8 protein-coding genes and 1 other RNA gene are annotated in these 17,078 nt (G+C 58.2%); all 9 read left to right on the top strand.

Translation table 11 applies throughout. The features are described from left to right. Positions 1-9: 9 nt before the first annotated feature. The 9 genes from rny (at position 10) to ssrA (ending at position 16,970) form a co-directional block, all read left to right on the top strand. Positions 10-1,593 (top strand): ribonuclease Y, encoded by a 1,584-nt coding sequence (gene rny / locus HMPREF1323_RS02415; protein ID WP_009432587.1) that lies wholly within the window; start codon positions 10-12, stop codon positions 1,591-1,593. Positions 1,594-1,700: 107 nt separating this feature from the next. Continuing rightward, a complete protein-coding gene (gene sufB / locus HMPREF1323_RS02410; protein ID WP_009432565.1) occupies positions 1,701-3,146 on the top strand; it encodes a Fe-S cluster assembly protein SufB in 1,446 nt (481 codons plus the stop codon). 32 nt (positions 3,147-3,178) lie between these two features. Beyond that, complete coding sequence (gene sufC / locus HMPREF1323_RS02405; protein WP_009432640.1) at positions 3,179-3,931, top strand: Fe-S cluster assembly ATPase SufC; 753 nt, start codon at positions 3,179-3,181, stop codon at positions 3,929-3,931. Between the two features lie 7 nt (positions 3,932-3,938). Then, positions 3,939-5,156 carry a Fe-S cluster assembly protein SufD gene (gene sufD, locus HMPREF1323_RS02400; protein WP_009432601.1) on the top strand — a complete coding sequence of 406 codons (1,218 nt, stop codon included), beginning with the start codon at positions 3,939-3,941 and terminating at the stop codon, positions 5,154-5,156. Positions 5,157-5,377: 221 nt separating this feature from the next. Continuing rightward, positions 5,378-7,966 (top strand): ATP-dependent chaperone ClpB, encoded by a 2,589-nt coding sequence (gene clpB, locus HMPREF1323_RS02395; RefSeq protein ID WP_009432641.1) that lies wholly within the window; start codon positions 5,378-5,380, stop codon positions 7,964-7,966. A gap of 621 nt (positions 7,967-8,587) precedes the next feature. Continuing rightward, positions 8,588-14,395: an alpha-2-macroglobulin family protein gene (locus tag HMPREF1323_RS02390; protein WP_009432626.1), complete on the top strand. Its 5,808-nt coding sequence runs from the start codon at positions 8,588-8,590 to the stop codon at positions 14,393-14,395. Between the two features lie 440 nt (positions 14,396-14,835). Further along, positions 14,836-15,156, top strand: a complete 321-nt coding sequence (locus HMPREF1323_RS02385) for a helix-turn-helix domain-containing protein (protein WP_044123921.1) — start codon at positions 14,836-14,838, stop codon at positions 15,154-15,156. Between the two features lie 3 nt (positions 15,157-15,159). Then, the gene (locus HMPREF1323_RS02380; RefSeq protein ID WP_009432607.1) at positions 15,160-16,422 is read left to right on the top strand and encodes a type II toxin-antitoxin system HipA family toxin; all 1,263 of its coding nucleotides are present in this window, start codon (positions 15,160-15,162) and stop codon (positions 16,420-16,422) included. A 138-nt stretch (positions 16,423-16,560) separates the two neighbouring features. Further along, positions 16,561-16,970: a transfer-messenger RNA gene (gene ssrA / locus HMPREF1323_RS09060) on the top strand. Positions 16,971-17,078: the final 108 nt, after the last annotated feature.

Below are 17,078 nucleotides of genomic sequence, written 5' to 3'. Positions count from 1 at the left end.
GACAAAGGAATGGGAACAATTACGATCATTATCATCTGTATCGGTGCGCTTATCCTCGGTGCGGCTCTCTCATGGGTCGTCTCGGAGAAGCTCCTCGGGCAGAAGACCCGTGCAATCCTCAGTGAGGCGGAGCGTGAAGCTGAAGTCCTCAAGCAGAAGAAGCTCCTTGAGGTCAAGGAGAAGTTCCTGCAGCTCAAGGGCGACCTCGAGCAGCAGGTGGCACAGCGCAATAATAAGCTCAAGCAGATCGAGGGCCGACTGAAGACCCGCGAGCAGGAGCTCACGCAGCGCCACAATGAGGTAGAGAAGCGCAATCAAGAGATCGATATACTCAAGGAAAAGCTCGCCCTACAGAGTGAGGGCATCGAGCTGAAGAAGGAAGAATACGACGTCAAGAAGGTCGAGTACGAGGAGAAGAAGGCTGAGCTGGAGCTCCTTCGTCAGAGCGAGCAGAAGCGCCTCGAAGCCCTCGGCGGACTCTCTGCAGACGAGGCGCGTGAGCGTCTTATCGAGAGCCTTCGCGCCGAAGCCAAGGACCAAGCTCAGGGCTATATCAACGAGATCGTCGAAGAAGCGAAGATGACCGCCAACAAGGAGGCCAAGCGCATCGTCATACAGTCGATCCAGCGCCTGGCGACCGAGACGGCTATCGAGAACTCCGTCACCGTCTTCCACATCGAGAGCGATGAGATCAAGGGCCGTATCATCGGCCGTGAGGGGCGTAACATCCGTGCCCTTGAGGCCGCTACCGGCATCGAGATCATCGTCGACGATACCCCCGAAGCCATCGTCCTCAGTAGCTTTGACCCCGTGCGCCGTGAGGTAGCACGTCTGGCGCTGCATCAGCTCGTCCAAGATGGCCGTATCCACCCTGCCCGCATCGAAGAGGTCGTCTCGAAGGTGCGTAAGCAGATCGAGGAAGAGATCATCGAGACGGGGAAGCGCACCGTCATCGACCTCGGTATCCATGGTATGCACCCCGAGCTCATCCGCCTCATCGGTAAGATGAAGTACCGCTCATCCTACGGGCAGAACCTCCTCCAGCACTCCCGCGAGACCGCTAACCTCTGCGCCATCATGGCCAGTGAACTGGGTCTGAACCCCAAGCACGCCAAGCGCGCCGGCCTCCTGCACGACATCGGTAAGGTGCCCGATGACGAGCCCGAGTTGCCACACGCACTCCTGGGGATGAAGCTCTGTGAGAAGTACAAGGAAAAGGCGAACATCTGCAATGCCGTCGGGGCACACCACGACGAAGTCGAGATGGAGAGCCTCATCGCCCCCATCGTCCAGGTCTGTGACGCCATCAGTGGCGCGCGTCCCGGTGCCCGCCGTGAGATCGTCGAGGCTTATATCAAGCGCCTTAATGACCTCGAGCAGCTCGCCCTCTCTTACCCAGGAGTGGTGAAGACCTACGCTATCCAGGCGGGTCGTGAGCTCCGTGTCATCGTCGGCGCAGAGAATACCGACGACAGCAGTATCGCTACGCTCTCAGCTGAGATCGCTAAGCGCATCCAGGACGAGATGACCTACCCTGGGCAGGTCAAGATCACCGTCATCCGCGAGACCCGCAGCGTCAGCTACGCCAAGTAGTCTCCCGAGGTGTGGGGCTCCTCCCCGCACAAATGGGTGGCGTATGGCAACCAAATTCCCCTGTGGCGTGTTTACAGCGTAGGAGGAATAACATCCATATTTATTGCATGCAAGATAACGATCAGATCATCGACGAGGTCACCTCGAGCGATTACAAATATGGCTTCACCACCGACATCGATACCGAGACCATCGGCAAGGGGCTCAGTGAAGAGACCGTCCGCCTGATCTCGGAGAAGAAGGGTGAGCCAGAGTGGCTCCTGCAGTTCCGTCTCGAGGCATACCGCCATTGGCTGACCCTCGAGCAACCCGATTGGGCACTGCTGAAGATCCCCCCTATCGACTACCAGGATATCATCTACTATGCCGCTCCGAAGAAGAAGGAGGGTCCGAAGAGCCTCGACGAGGTAGATCCGGAGCTCCTGCGCACCTTCGAGAAGCTCGGTATCCCCCTCGAGGAGCAGAAGATGCTCTCAGGGATTGCCGTCGACGCGGTCATGGACTCCGTATCGGTGAAGACGACCTTCCGCGAGACCCTCGCCGAGAAGGGCATCATCTTCTGCTCCTTCAGCGAAGCCGTACGCGAGTACCCCGAGCTGGTGAAGAAGTACCTGGGTGTCGTCGTCCCCTATACCGATAACTACTTCGCTGCGCTGAACTCCGCCGTCTTCAGCGATGGCTCCTTCGTCTACATCCCGAAGGGTACGCGCTGTCCGATGGAGCTCTCCACGTACTTCCGTATCAATGCCATCAACACGGGACAGTTTGAGCGTACACTCATCGTCGCTGACGAGGGGGCCTATGTCAGCTACCTCGAGGGCTGTACGGCTCCCCAGCGTGACGAGAACCAGCTGCACGCCGCCATCGTCGAGATCATCGTTGAGAAGGAGGCTGAGGTGAAGTACTCCACCGTGCAGAACTGGTACCCTGGCGACAAGGAGGGTAAGGGCGGTGTCTACAACTTCGTCACCAAGCGCGGTCTCTGCCGTGGTGCCAGCTCCAAGCTCTCCTGGACTCAGGTCGAGACGGGCTCGGCGATCACGTGGAAGTACCCCAGCTGTGTGCTCGAGGGAGATGACTCCGTAGCCGAATTCTACTCCGTCGCTGTCACGAATAACTTCCAGCAGGCCGACACCGGTACGAAGATGATCCACCTCGGGAAGAATACCCGTAGCCGTATCGTCTCGAAAGGTATCAGCGCTGGCAAGAGCCAGAATAGCTACCGCGGGCTGGTCTACGCCGGCCCCAATGCGGAGAATGCCCGCAACCACTCGCAGTGCGATAGCCTCCTGCTCTCCGACCGCTGCGGTGCACACACCTTCCCCTACGTCCATGTCGACAACGACACGGCGATCATCGAGCACGAAGCCACGACGAGCAAGATCAGCGAAGACCAGATCTTCTACTGCCAGCAGCGTGGTATCGGCGTCGAGGAGGCTGTGGGCCTCATCGTCAATGGCTACGCCAAGGAAGTTATGAACAAGCTCCCGATGGAGTTCGCTGTCGAGGCTCAGAAGCTCCTGAGCATCTCCCTCGAAGGCTCCGTAGGCTAATCCCCATCACCCCATTTCCGAATCATATAGATATGCTTAAGATAGAGAACCTCCACGCATCCATTGGAGATAAAGAGATACTCAAGGGAATCAACCTCACCGTAGGCAAGGGCGAGGTGCACGCCATCATGGGCCCCAACGGCTCGGGGAAGAGCACCCTCTCATCGGTCCTTGTCGGCCACCCCACCTATGAGGTGACGGAGGGCTCCGTGACCTTCGAGGGTGAGGATATCCTCGAGCTCGAGCCCGAGGAGCGCGCACACCTCGGCCTCTTCCTTAGCTTCCAGTATCCCGTCGAGATCCCAGGCGTCAGCATGGTGAACTTCATGCGTGCTGCCCTCAACGAGCGTCGCAAGGCCGCTGGTCTTGATCCGCTGCCCGCTGCTGAGTTCCTCAAGCTGATGAAGCAGAAGCGCGAACTCGTCGAGCTGGACAACAAGCTCGCCAGCCGCTCGGTCAATGAAGGCTTCTCCGGTGGTGAGAAGAAGCGCAATGAGATCTTCCAGATGGCTATGCTCGAGCCCAAGCTCGCTATCCTCGACGAGACGGATAGTGGTCTGGATATCGACGCCCTGCGTATCGTCGCTAAGGGCGTCAATGAGCTCCGTAGCCCCGAGAACTCTACCATCGTCATCACGCACTACCAGCGTCTCCTGGACTATATCCGCCCTGACTTCGTGCACGTCCTCTACAAGGGGCGTATCGTACGTAGCGGTGGCCCCGAGCTGGCTCTCGAACTCGAGAAGCGCGGCTACGACTGGATCAAGGAAGAGGTAGGAGAGTAGTCTGACCATGGAAGCGATCACCAAGAAGTACCTTGACCTCTACGCTGCCCTTAGTGGGGAGCTGCAGGAGCGTCCACAGCTACTCAATCACTACCGCGAGGCGGCTTATGACGCCTTCGCTCGTCTGGGGGTACCCCGCTTCAAGAGCGAGGACTACCAGCGTACCGACCTGCCCAGCCTCTTCGCCGAGGACTGGAAGCTCCACGTGCTGGATGGTGCTCCTTACTGGGCATCGCAGGCCTTCGCACCGGAGATCTTCATCGGTGCGTTCTCTGACTTCGTACGCCTGCATCCCGAGCTGGCGCAGGAGTACTACGGCCGCATTGCGCCCATCGCTACTGACGGGCTTGTCGCGCTGAACACCCTCTTCGCAGCCGAGGCGCTCGTCATCTACGTGCCTCGTGGCGCAAAGATCCCTGGTCACATCGAGCTGAGCTATATCCTGCCACGTCTGGTGGGTCATATCTCCGTAGAGCGTGCACTCATCATCCTTGAGGATGACGCTGAGGCGACGCTCCACTTCCGTGACTGCCCCGAGACGACGGAGCGTGCTATGGCGCTGCGTACTATCGAGGTCCACGTCGGGCGCCGTGCCCGCTTCTCGCTCATCGAGCGTGAGGAGTCGGCCGAAGCGAATGTGCGTATCTCCTCGCTCTATGTCCGTCAGATGCAGGATAGCGTCGTCGACCTCAGCGGTGTCACGCTGCGCAATGGTGTGACGCGTAATAACTACTTCATTACGCTCGCCGAAGAGCGTGCCGACCTCAAGGTCTCTGGCTTCATCCTCACCACAGGGAAGGCACATGCGGATAACTTCTCCTACATCGAGCATGCTGTACCGCACTGTACCTCGGATGAGCTCTTCAAGTACGTGCTGCTTGACGATAGCCGTGGTGTCTTCACCGGGCGTATCCTCGTAGCGCAAGACGCGCAGAAGACGCAGGCCTATCAGAACAACCGCAACCTCCTGCTCTCGCCCACGGCTCGTATGCAGTCGAAGCCCCAGCTGGAGATCTACGCTGACGACGTGAAGTGCTCCCACGGGATGACCACGGGTCAGCTCAGCGCAGATGCTCTCTTCTATATGCGCCAGCGCGGTATCTCCCTTGAGGAAGCTCGCCTGATGCTGAGTAATGCCTTCGCCGAAGACGTCATAGCGCGTATCCCCGTCGAGGAGATCGCTGACGACGTGCGTGCCCGCATCGAGGAGCAGCTGCGTAAGTAGCCCGCCCTACATATAAGATATACGACCCGCGCCCATGGCTCCGAGTGAGCTATGGGCGCGGGTCTTTTATTACCTATATGTGTGACGTAATGGCGTGTAACAATGCCGTTTATGCGATGCTACCCCGCTTTGTGTGTCATAATGGCGTACTCTTGGGCTGGGTACGTGCTTTGCAGAAGGGTATGTAGCGTGGGCACTAAGGTCCACCCCCTGACATAAAAATGAACATTAATAAGTATACCATCAAGTCGCAGGAGGCCCTGCAGAGCGCTATCGAGCTTGCTCGCAAGGCCGGCAATCAGGCCATTGAGCCCGTTCACCTGCTTACAAGTATTTTGACTCTCGGAGATAGTCTTACTGACTTCCTCCTCTCTAAGCTCGCTATCCAGCGTGCCCGCCTTGAGGAGAGCCTGCAGCGTATGCTCTCGGCTCTGCCTAAGGTCTCGGGTGGCGAACCCTATCTCAGCTCCGATGCCACGAAGGTACTCGACAAGGCTGAGGACATCGCCACAGAGATGAAGGATGAGTATGTAGCTCTTGAGCACCTCTTCCTCGCACTCGCTGAGGTCGACACCTCGGTAGCTCGACTCCTCAAGAGTGACTTCGGCCTGCAGGTCGCAGAGCTGCGTAAGGCTGTCGACGAGCTGCGTAAGGGCAACCGCGTCACCAGCCAGCACGCCGAGGAGCAGTACAACGCCCTCAGCAAGTACGCTATCAACCTCTGCGAGCGTGCTCGTAGCGGTAAGCTCGACCCCGTCATCGGGCGTGACGATGAGATCCGTCGCGTCCTGCAGATCCTCTCCCGTCGTACGAAGAATAACCCCATCCTCATCGGGGAGCCTGGTGTCGGTAAGACGGCTATCGCAGAAGGTCTGGCCTTCCGTATTGTCCGTGGCGACGTCCCCGAGAACCTCCGCTCCAAGCAGGTCTACTCCCTCGATATGGGTGCCCTGATCGCTGGTGCGAAGTATAAGGGCGAATTTGAAGAACGTCTGAAGTCCGTCGTCACCGAAGTCACGAAGAGCGAAGGTGAGATCATCCTCTTCATCGACGAGATCCACACCCTCGTAGGTGCTGGTAAGGGCGAGGGCGCTATGGATGCTGCTAACATCCTCAAGCCTGCTCTGGCACGTGGCGAACTCCGCTCTATCGGTGCTACGACCCTCGACGAGTACCAGAAGTACTTCGAGAAGGACAAGGCTCTGGAGCGCCGCTTCCAGATGGTCATGGTCGACGAGCCCGATGAAGCCAGCTCGATCTCCATCCTCCGTGGGCTGAAGGAGAAGTATGAGAACCACCACAAGGTGCGTATCAAGGACGATGCCATCATCGCTGCTGTCCGCCTCTCCGACCGCTACATCACCGACCGCTTCCTCCCCGACAAGGCTATCGACCTTATGGACGAAGCTGCCGCACGTCTCAGAATGCAGATTGACTCCCTCCCCGAGGGGCTCGACGAGATCGCACGTCGTATCACCCAGCTCGAGATCGAGCGTGAGGCTATCCGCCGTGAGGACGACGAGGAGAAGCTCGAAGAGCTGAACAAGGAGATCGCCATGCTGCGCGAAGAAGAAGCTGGCGACAAGGCTAAGTGGATGCGTGAGCAGGAGCTCATCAACCGCATACAGCAGTGCAAGATCGAGGTCGAGCAGCTGAAGATCGAGGCGGATAGTGCTGAGCGCAGCGGCGACTACGGTCGCGTCGCTGAGATCCGCTACGGCCGACTCAAGGAGAAGGAAGCCGAGATCGCCTCTATCCAGCAGGAGCTTACCGAGGCTCAGGGCGATAGCGCTCTGATCCGTGAGGAGGTCACTGCCGAGGATATCGCCGATATCGTCTCTCGCTGGACGGGGATCCCCGTCGGGAAGATGCTCCAGAGCGAGCGTGAGAAGCTCCTGCATCTCGAGGAAGAGCTGCACAAGCGTGTCGTCGGTCAGGAGCAGGCTATCCGTGCCGTCGCTGACGCCGTACGCCGTAGCCGTGCCGGTCTTCAGGACCCCAAGCGTCCCATCGGCTCCTTCATCTTCCTCGGTACCACCGGTGTCGGGAAGACCGAGCTGGCGAAGGCGCTGGCTGAAGTCCTCTTCGATGACGAGACGATGCTCACCCGTATCGATATGAGCGAGTATCAGGAGAAGTTCTCCGCCACCCGTCTCATCGGTGCACCTCCTGGATATGTAGGCTATGACGAAGGTGGTCAGCTCACCGAAGCTATCCGCCGCAAGCCCTACTCCGTCGTCCTCTTTGACGAGATCGAGAAGGCTCACCCCGACGTCTTCAACGTCCTCCTGCAGGTCCTCGATGACGGTCGTCTGACGGATAATAAGGGTCGTCTGGTGAACTTCAAGAATACGATCATCATCATGACGAGCAACCTCGGCTCCGACCTCATCCGTGAGCGTCTCTCCGACGTCCCCGCGGGCGGTGAGCAGGCTGCTATCGACGAGACGCGTGAGCTGGTACTCGGCCTTCTGAAGAAGACGATCCGTCCTGAGTTCCTCAACCGTATCGATGAGACCATCGTCTTCACCCCGCTGGGTCGCAGCGAGATCGACGAGATCGTCCGCATCCAGCTCGACAGCACGGCCCGCCTCCTGCAGGTCAATGGCATCGAGCTTCACTATACGCCCGCTGCAGTTGAATGGATCGGCAAGGAAGGCTACGACCCCGAGTTTGGGGCACGTCCTGTACGCCGCGTCATCCAGCATGTGGTGCTCAATGAGCTCTCGAAGAGCATCCTCTCAGGTGCTGTCGACCGCTCCAGCGTCATCACGCTTGACGTAGAAGATGGACAGCTGCGCTTCCGCTAAGGGCGCACGTCCCACGTGATATTGTTAGTTTAGTTGTTAGGGGTTGCTCCTCTGTAGGTCTGGATGCTTGCATCCTGCCTGCAGAGGAGTTCCCTTTTTATATAGTGGAGGGTAGGGAGACGGACCTATATTGGTCGCTGGGCTGACCCATATTAGGTTGTTACTTCGCGTAGGGATAAAAGTTGTGGACGAGTGGCAGATAAGTTTGGGCTACGTGCGTGGATGATAAATCTACGTACGTGGATATTTGGATTTACGTGCCTGGTCTTTAAGACTACGTGCATAGACAGAGGAAAACCACTACGGGAAGCCGCTTTTTTCTTCACGAGAAGGACACTTTTCCCTCCGCTGGATAAGAGGAATACTCGCGATAAGGCTAAGGGCTTGCGCATCACTTCGGAGAGGCATATCGGGGAGCTGGTCGTCACTCGCTCCTCCCCGAGAGGCGCTCGCTACGGCCTGTGGGAGCGTACCTCCTTTATCCGCTCGGTCACCAGAAAAGCACGGCTTCGCATGGGGAAATCAATAGGCTCTCTCCCGTGAGATACAGTATTGTGAAGAGCTTGCTATCTTTGCTGTATAAGTCAATCTCCTGATCCCTACCACATACACCTCCCTCTTATGAAGATCAGATACGCCCTCCTTGTGGTTCTCTCGCTCTCGTTACCCAGCTATGGGCAGAAGAAGCAGAGCGCTAAGGCCACCCCCCAGATCCAACGGGTGCAGCAGATCCAGCGCATCCTCAAGCCCAATACGAGCCGGCAGAAAGATCGTAATCGTATTAATATCCCGCTCACCCGCGAACTCATCGACTACGGTATGAAGAAGCACGACCTCAATATCCTCCTTCAGGGCTACTCGGAGCTCTGGCTACGCACGGTAGATCGAGATCCCGAGGCGAAGATCAATGCCTACCAGACCCTTCATGAGCTGAAGAGCCTGCCTTGGCTGACGGCGACGGATCGCCTGGCCCTCAAGCTCTTCACCTTGTGCTATTACTCCGATCATCAGGATCGCTATCGCTACCGCTCCGAGGAGATCGTGGCGAAGCATGTCGATCCTGTGAATCCCGAGAGCTGGAGCCAGCAGGATTACAATACCTTCTACACGACCCGTATCCGTGAGCTCATCAGCGATCCCGCAGTGCTGTCGGCTTCGCTGAAGCCTTACTCCGCCGCCTTCTCTATTGATGAAGGGACGATCGGAGAGCCTACGTTCGGTACGGAGCTGCTCAAGAACTTCCCCCCGATCGAAGCCCTTGGCCCCCTGCGTCGTGAGGTGCTGAAGACCCTTCGCCCTGCCGCAGAGGCGAGCAAGAGCGTCTACTATCGTGCGCTCATCGACGCCCATCAGATCCTTCTTGACAAGGATCACATGACAGAGGCCCAGCGCATCGAGGCGCTTGAGGGCCATCTGAAGAAGTACGCGAGCCATCCCGAGGTCGGTACGCGGCTCGGCTCGCTCCTCGAGCTCTATCCCTACCAGCGCCTGCGCCGTGCTCGCTTCCTCGAGTCGCTCATCCAGCGTGTGACGGGGCTTACTCCCGGGATGCGCAAGCAGCTGGGTGAAGAGGCCAAGGAGTGTCGTCGCCCCGAGCTCCTACAGAGGGCTGACCGTAGCTACCTCGACAGAGTAGGCGTCCATCTGGAGGCACCCTATCTCGTGACGAAGGCCACGGTGCGACTCTATAAGGTTCCTACGATTATCCGCCCCGATACGCGTGAGGAGTGGAAGCCTGGGAGCCAAGATAAGCCCATAGCGACGAAGGAGGTGACCTTCCAGCTCGATGACTTGGGCGAAGGCAAGGGAGCTAAGCCCTTTAGCCTGGATCTCCCTACGGCAGCCAACTACTTCCTAACGACCACGTTCGAGTACTCTCCCGAGGCTTCGTCCAATGACTTGGATGCGACGAATAGTTTGATGCGTACAGAGTACGTCTATCTCGCTTACGAAGCGGGGGATATCGGATCTCATCAGTGGCTGAATGCTCGTACCGGTGCGCCCGTAGCGGATCAGTCCTTCCACACCTATCACCAGACCTCTTTCAGGGGAGACTTCGAGCATAAGGGGGATGTGAAGACCGATGCCCTCGGCTACTACCGTCTCAAGGATGGGGAGTGGCGCTACTTCATGGCGTCGGGGAAGGATCCGCTCATCGCCGAATCCTACCACTCCCGCGGGTGGAGAAAGGGCGAGGGGCCTGCTGACCCCTTACGTCTCTATGCCTACGAAGGCTATGTGACCACTGACCGTCCTGCCTATCGTCCTGGACAGACGGCTCATATCTATGGGGTGTACTCCGAGGTGCGTATGCACGCCGAGGATACTCGTGTAGCAGCTTCGAAGTCCCTCACGCTCGAGGTCATCAATGCTTCGCGTGAGAAGGTGCAGGAGCTTACGGTCAAGACGGATGCCTTTGGGCGCTTCTCGGCCAGCATCACCCTGCCGAAGGATGGCCTCACGGGTGACTATCGTATCGAGGCTCGGGCGGCATCGGAGCGTGATCAAGAGCTTTCGTCTGAGTTCAGCTGTAAGTTCGCGGTCTTCGAGTATAAGCGCGAGGGTACGGAGCTCACCGTCGACATGCCTCAGCCTCCCTATCAGTATGGAGGCACGCTCTCCATCACGGGCTCGGTGCGCACGCTCAGTGGTAGCCCCGTGGCAGATGCTCGTGTGCGCTATACGCTCGAGCGTCATGCTACCTTCTGGAGCTTCAGAGGGCTGAGCGTCGACTATAGCGATCGTAGCAAGATGGAGAAGATCACCTCGGAGGTCGTCACTGATGCCTCGGGTCGCTATTCCTTCACGGTGCCTCTTCCCGAGGATCCCCAGAAGCTCACGCAGCGTGAGGGGGATTACTTCGCTCCGTGGTACCACTATGTGCTGACTGTCACCTCGACGGACGGTGCTGGTGAGAGCCATCAGGAGTTCTTGAATATCCCCATCGGTCAGCCTGTGGGTGCGGTGAGAGTGAAACTCGCCCAGTTCATCGACCGCAAGAGTGCGAGCACGACGCTCCGCTTCACGAACGATATCCATACACTTCGCGCCGAAGCTCCGACCGTTCACTACCGATTCATCAGTGGAGGGAAGGTGCATCTGGAGGGGACGACGCCTACCGATAGCGTCATCGAGCTCGCCCCTCGCTTAGCTTCCCTTCCCTCGGGACGCTATGAGCTGGACTATACCGTCAAGTACCGCGACTCGCTCTCCTATGTCGGGCAGATGGCTCTTTATCTCTTCGATGCGCATGATAGCAAGGTCAGTGACCTGCGTGCGCCCCTCCTCCTCTCCGCAGGCGACGGGAAGTATGGCGGCGGGAAGAAGCCCGTCGTCTACTATGCGACGAGCCTCCCCGATGCCTACATCTACTATAGTGTATATAGTCAGCGTGGCCCCATTGCCTCGGGCGTCCTTCGTCCGAAGGCTGGTGCGCTGTGTACGCTCCCGATAGATATCTCCAAGGAGCCCACCGAGCCCGAAGAGATCAAGGTACAGCTCTATACCGTGCGTGACGGCCGCTTCCTCCACGAAGAAGTGACGCTTCAGCGCACACAACCCGAGAAGGAGCTTCAGATCACGTGGGATAGCTTCCGTGACCGACTGAAGGCAGGCGATAAGGAGACGTGGAGCTTCACGCTCCGTGACGATAAGGGGCGTCCTGCTGAAGGTGTGGCGGTGGCCGTCTGGATGTACGATGCCGCCCTCGAAGCTTTCGGGAAGCTGAGTCCATGGTACCCTGCGCTGCGCCTGAAGAATACCAGCTTCTCAGGGCTCCTCGGTAACTATTCCGCCTCTGTCCGTAAGCAGAATCATGGGCGCTATCCTGATGGAGGATGGTGGGCTACTTGGCTGGGTGATAAGCCTCGTGGAGCATTCCGCTCACCCTTCATCAAGAAGTCCGGGGATGATAAGGAGGAAGCCTCCCCTGAGTATCTCGAGGAGATGCTTGCAACCGCACGTCCTATGCTGTATGGCTCTTCTCTGGGTCTCGCTGCTGACTCTAAATTCGTCAATCATGTAGTCACAGCTGCTGTCCCTCGCAGCGCGAAGTCCGCTCGTCCCGCGGGTTGGGATCCAGAGGTGAGCGCCCCTGAAGTGAAGCTTCGCCAGGACTTCTCCGAGACGACGTTCTTCCTCCCCGAGCTAAAGACCGATAGCAAGGGACAGGTTAGCTGGAGCTTCAATGCCCCTGAGCAGCTCTCCCGCTGGCGTCTCGTCCTCAACGCCCACAGCCGTACGCTGGATCATCATATCGAGCGCCGCACGGTAGAGACATCTCGCGAATTCAGTATCCGCCCCACGCTCCCACGCTTCGTTCGTGAGGGCGATACCGCGACCCTCGTCACCGAGGTGCGCAATGAGAGCCCCGAGGCACAGTATGGTACGCTGACCCTCGAGCTCTTCGATCCCGCAAGTGGTGCAGTGCGCTCGACCCAACAGCAGACCTTCGACATCGCTGCTTCGTCAGCTACGACCCTGAGCCTCCCGCTGGAGGGCTATCGTGGTCTGGACTCCGTCGGCGTGCGTGTCATCGCCCGTGGTAACCATTCCTCCGACGGCGAGCAGCACATCCTGCCTGTCCTCTCCGACCGTGAGACCATCACCGAGACGATCGCCTTCTCCTCCCACTCCGAGGGGACACAGCGCATCTCGCTGGCTCCGCTCTTCCCCTCTACGGGCAAGATCCCCGAGTCGGGGCTCTTCACCGTCACCCTTCAGCCCAACGCTTCGCGTCTGGCACTCACGGCACTCCCCGTGATGACCTATAATAAGGAGGCCTCCGCCTTCGCTGCTGCGACGGCCCTCTTCGGGCAGTCGGTAGCCCGCCTCCTCGTAGGCTATGAGCCCCTACATAAGTGGGCAGAGGGCGTGCTGAATGCTCCCGAGTCCACGCAGAAGGGTACCAGCTATGGCGCTCTCGTCGGGCGTGACAGCCTGCTCTCGAAGAGCCCTTGGGCGCGTCGCCTGAAGCAGGAAGCTGAGCAAGAGCGTGGGCTGGCTCGCTTCCTCCTGAGTCAGGATCATACGACCACGAGCGATCAGCTCCTCAAGCGCCTGAGTGACCTACAGACCTCCGACGGCCTGTGGGCGTGGTACCCAGGTATGGAGGGTAGCCTCTACACCACCGAGTACGTGCTGCGTACGCTGCTCCGTATGGCTGCTTACTCCGATCTGGAGTCCGCCCTGCGTCTGCGCCTCGAGGAGATGATCCGCCGAGGGATGAAGGCACTGGACAAGCAGGCCGTACGCGATCACGCTGAGCTCGTCAAGGCTAAGCGTGCAGGGAAGAGCGTCTACGTCTACACCGACGTCGACTACCTCTACCTCGCGGCTCTGGCGAAGACGCGCGGCCTGCGTGATGCCTCCGAAGAAGCCAAGAAGGCAGAGAGCTACTTCCTCCGCGAGCTGCGTGCGGATCTCCGTGATATGCCGCTGGACGACAAGCCTCGTGCAGCACTGATCTTCCTCCGTGCAGGGGAGAAGAAGCTCGCCATGGAGCTCGTCAAGAGCATCCGTGACTACCTCGTCGAGGATGAGACGGGCCTCTTCTTCGCCCGCCTGCAGTCAGGGAGCTACTCGTGGATCAGCCGTGCACTGCCCGCTGCCGTCGAGACGCTGGAGCTCTTCTCCGACCCCGCCATCATAGATATTGAGCGCATCAGCGGCATCAAGCGCTGGATCGTCGCTCAGAAGCGCACCAACTCATGGGGGCGTGACCTCCCGACGGCCGAAGCCGTCTACGGCCTCACGCTCGGCGATCCTATCGCTCACGAGCTGGATAAGGACGCACAGGCACGCATTGACCTGCCCGTCGTAGGGGGTGAAGCCATTCGCCTCGAGGGCGACCGCCTGCAGGTGAAGATGCCCTTCACGAGTACCGTTCACCCCGACACCGTCCTGACGCTCTCGCAGTCGCAGCCTGCCGTCCTCTGGGGGAGTGCTACGGCGACCTACACCCTGCCTACGGCAGAGATCGAGGCACGTGGCAAGCAAATCCAGATCACGCGTGAGACCTTCCTCCTGCGTCGAGGGAGCAATGGCGACGAACTCCTACCACTCGCCGAAGGGCAGGAGCTGCGTGTCGGTGACCGCTTCCGCACGCGTCTCACGATCCGCCTTGAGCAGTCCCTCGACTTCGTCCAAGTCATCGACCCCCGCCCAGGCTTCACTGAGCCCATCATCCAGAAGCCCGGCTATGAGTGGGGCGAAGGTACGGGCTACTACGTTGAGCCGAAGGATACGGAGACGAACTTCTACATCGACCACCTCAACCGCGGTACGTACCTCCTCAGCTACGACCAGTATGTGGCACGAGCAGGCCGCTTCGCTGGCACCGTCGCCCGCATCGTCTCGTGCTACGCACCTGACTACAGCGCGCACACGTCAGCTGGTATCGTGACGAGCGTCCTGCCGCTGAAGAAGTAATTCCCCCAGCCGAATAGCTAAGCCCCCCATGAGCTCGCATGAGTGAGCTTGTGGGGGGCTTTCTTTGTACTCTACGAAGGGGGAGATACAACCTATATTGGTCAGCGGGCGAACCTATATAGGTTTCATATAGTCACCTATATTGCTTCGCTTCGTGACCTATATAGGTTCGCCCGCTGACCAATATAGGTTTCTCCTCCTCCACTACGGGCTCCCCTTTTCAGTGGGTAGGTATGCCGATATCACTTCGGCAAGTATCCTCCAGATACCGCTACAAAAGGGCAGACGCTCACTCGGTCTTTTTCTCATTCTTGAGCGCTGGGTTCCTTCCGTGCCCTCGCTCCTTGCAGGGGGGAATATCCGCACATACCCTCATAGTCAACATATGTAATAGATAAGTGAATTGCCTATATTTGTATATAATATGATAGGTTGAGTGTATGGCAAAGAATACGATGGGGACAAAGCTTCCCCGCAAACTGGAGCAGAAGATGCAGATCGTGGGGGAGCAGATCAAGCTCGCTAGACTTCGTCGCAACCTCAGCATTGCTCAGATCGCTGAACGTGCTACCTGTTCGCCCCTCACGGTCGCTCGTGTTGAGAAGGGTTCGCCCTCGGTATCCTTCGGTATCTACGCCCGTGTCCTCTACGCCCTTCAGCTGGAGGATGACCTCCTTCACATAGCGGGCGAAGACGAACTAGGTCGTCGCCTCCAAGATCTCTCCCTTACCCAGCGGCGTCGTGCCAGCAAGAAGGAATAAGCTATGCGTACCCTACTCGTCTATGCCGACTTCGATTGGCTTCCTGCTCCCACCCTCATCGGTGAACTCGGCTACGAATCCCTGCGTGGCACGGATAGTTACAGCTTCCGCTTCAGCGAGGAGTGGCTACAAGCGCACGGCGGGCTATACCTGAGTGCTGACCTCAACAACTACCCAGGCATCCAGTACACTGCCAGCGATCGGGACATCTTTGCTTGCTTCTCCGATGCTCTCCCCGACCGATGGGGGCGCACCCTGCTCCTGCGTCGGGAGCAGATCTTAGCACGAGAGGAAAAGCGCCCCCTGAGGCGACTCTCTTCCTTCGACTATCTGCTGGGGATCGATGACTACGCTCGTATGGGAGCCTTACGCTTCAGGGAAGAGGCGGATGGCGACTTCATCAACAGCGCTCCCTCGCTCCGCATCCCTCCCCTCACGGATATACGCACCCTCGAGGCTGCGAGCAAGGAGATCGAGCGCAGTGAACTCGCTAATGAGCTCCCTGACAAACGCTGGATCGTCCAACTCATACAGCCTGGCTCTTCGCTGGGGGGAGCGAGGCCTAAGGTGAGTGTCGTAGATACGGATGGCACGCTCTGTATCGCTAAGTTCCCCTCTCGGCGAGACGACTATGATGCGGGACTCTGGGAGCACTTATGCCACCAGCTTGCCACGAGGGCGGGGATTAAGACTGCACGTACTCGAGTCCTCCGATCAGGTGACGAGTACCACACGTTCATCTCCGAGCGCTTTGACCGAGCCCAGGGGGAGAAGCGCATACACTTTGCCTCAGCGATGACCCTCCTTGGACTGCAGGACGGGGACAATGCTTCGAGTGGCTTCGGCTACCTTGACATCGTGGACTTCATCCTGAGGCACAGCGGAGATACGGAGCAGAATTTGAGAGAGCTGTATCGCCGTGTAGCCTTCAATATCTGTATCGGAAATAGCGATGACCACTTCCGCAACCACGGCTTCCTGCTCACACGTAAGGGGTGGACTCTGTCGCCTGCCTACGATATGAACCCGACGCTTAGCACCTACCAGAGCTTGCTAATCAATAACACCACCTCAGAGGCAAACCTCGGTATCTTGCTGGAGGCTTCCGAGGAATATATGCTTCCCCGTGAGGTAGCCCGCTCCATCATCGATGAGGTACGTGAAGCACTCGACGATTGGCAAAGTCTTGCCAACCGTCTGGGGATCTCCCAGAGAGAGATCTCTTTCTTTGAAGATCGCTGGGATAGAGGCGTGGAGCTCACGTAAGAGATAAGGTCAGAGGGTGTCCACGTGGGGCTGTGTGGCTCTTCCCCAAGGAGGCTGGGAGGCGTATCTAAAATATAGAGCAAGACACTCAGCATCAGTGTTCCCACCTTTTCACTATCTTTGCAGTACAGACCTTATGGGGATGACCTGGCTTTGACAGCATGAAGAAGTGGTTTGTAAGCATGTAGTGCAAGGCTTGTGAGCACTCTAATCTCACAGAGCAAAAATTCAACTGGCGAAAATAACTACGCTCTCGCTGCGTAACCGAATAGAGTAGGTTCGACGCTTCATCACGACGACAGACTGTTGTGACGAGACATCACTCAGGTAGCCGTTCTCACCGAGGCGACTTGATCATAGTGGTGCCGGAAAATCGGAGACTGGCCCAATGCTTGCCCTTGGCTTGGGAGTGTATTTAGAGGGATAAGGCACTGCCTATGGTAGCCTCAGCCGCGGGCGGTGCACGAAAATCTAAAGTGAGGATAAACATGTAGAAAGCAGATTAGTTCCATGTTTGGACCGGGGTTCGAACCCCCGCATCTCCACTCATTAAGGATCCGATCAGGCGACAATGGTGGCACCCGCCCCGTTGTCGCCTGATTTCTTTGTATAGACTACCTTTGTCGGAGGTACACTCACTTCTTACTAATCCGTTG

Origin of the sequence: Porphyromonas sp. oral taxon 279 str. F0450 (assembly GCF_000292995.1) — a bacterium.
Lineage (GTDB): Bacteria > Bacteroidota > Bacteroidia > Bacteroidales > Porphyromonadaceae > Porphyromonas > Porphyromonas pasteri.
The sequence above is the reverse complement of the archived record's forward strand: the minus strand, read 5'-3'. Positions and strand labels throughout refer to the sequence as shown.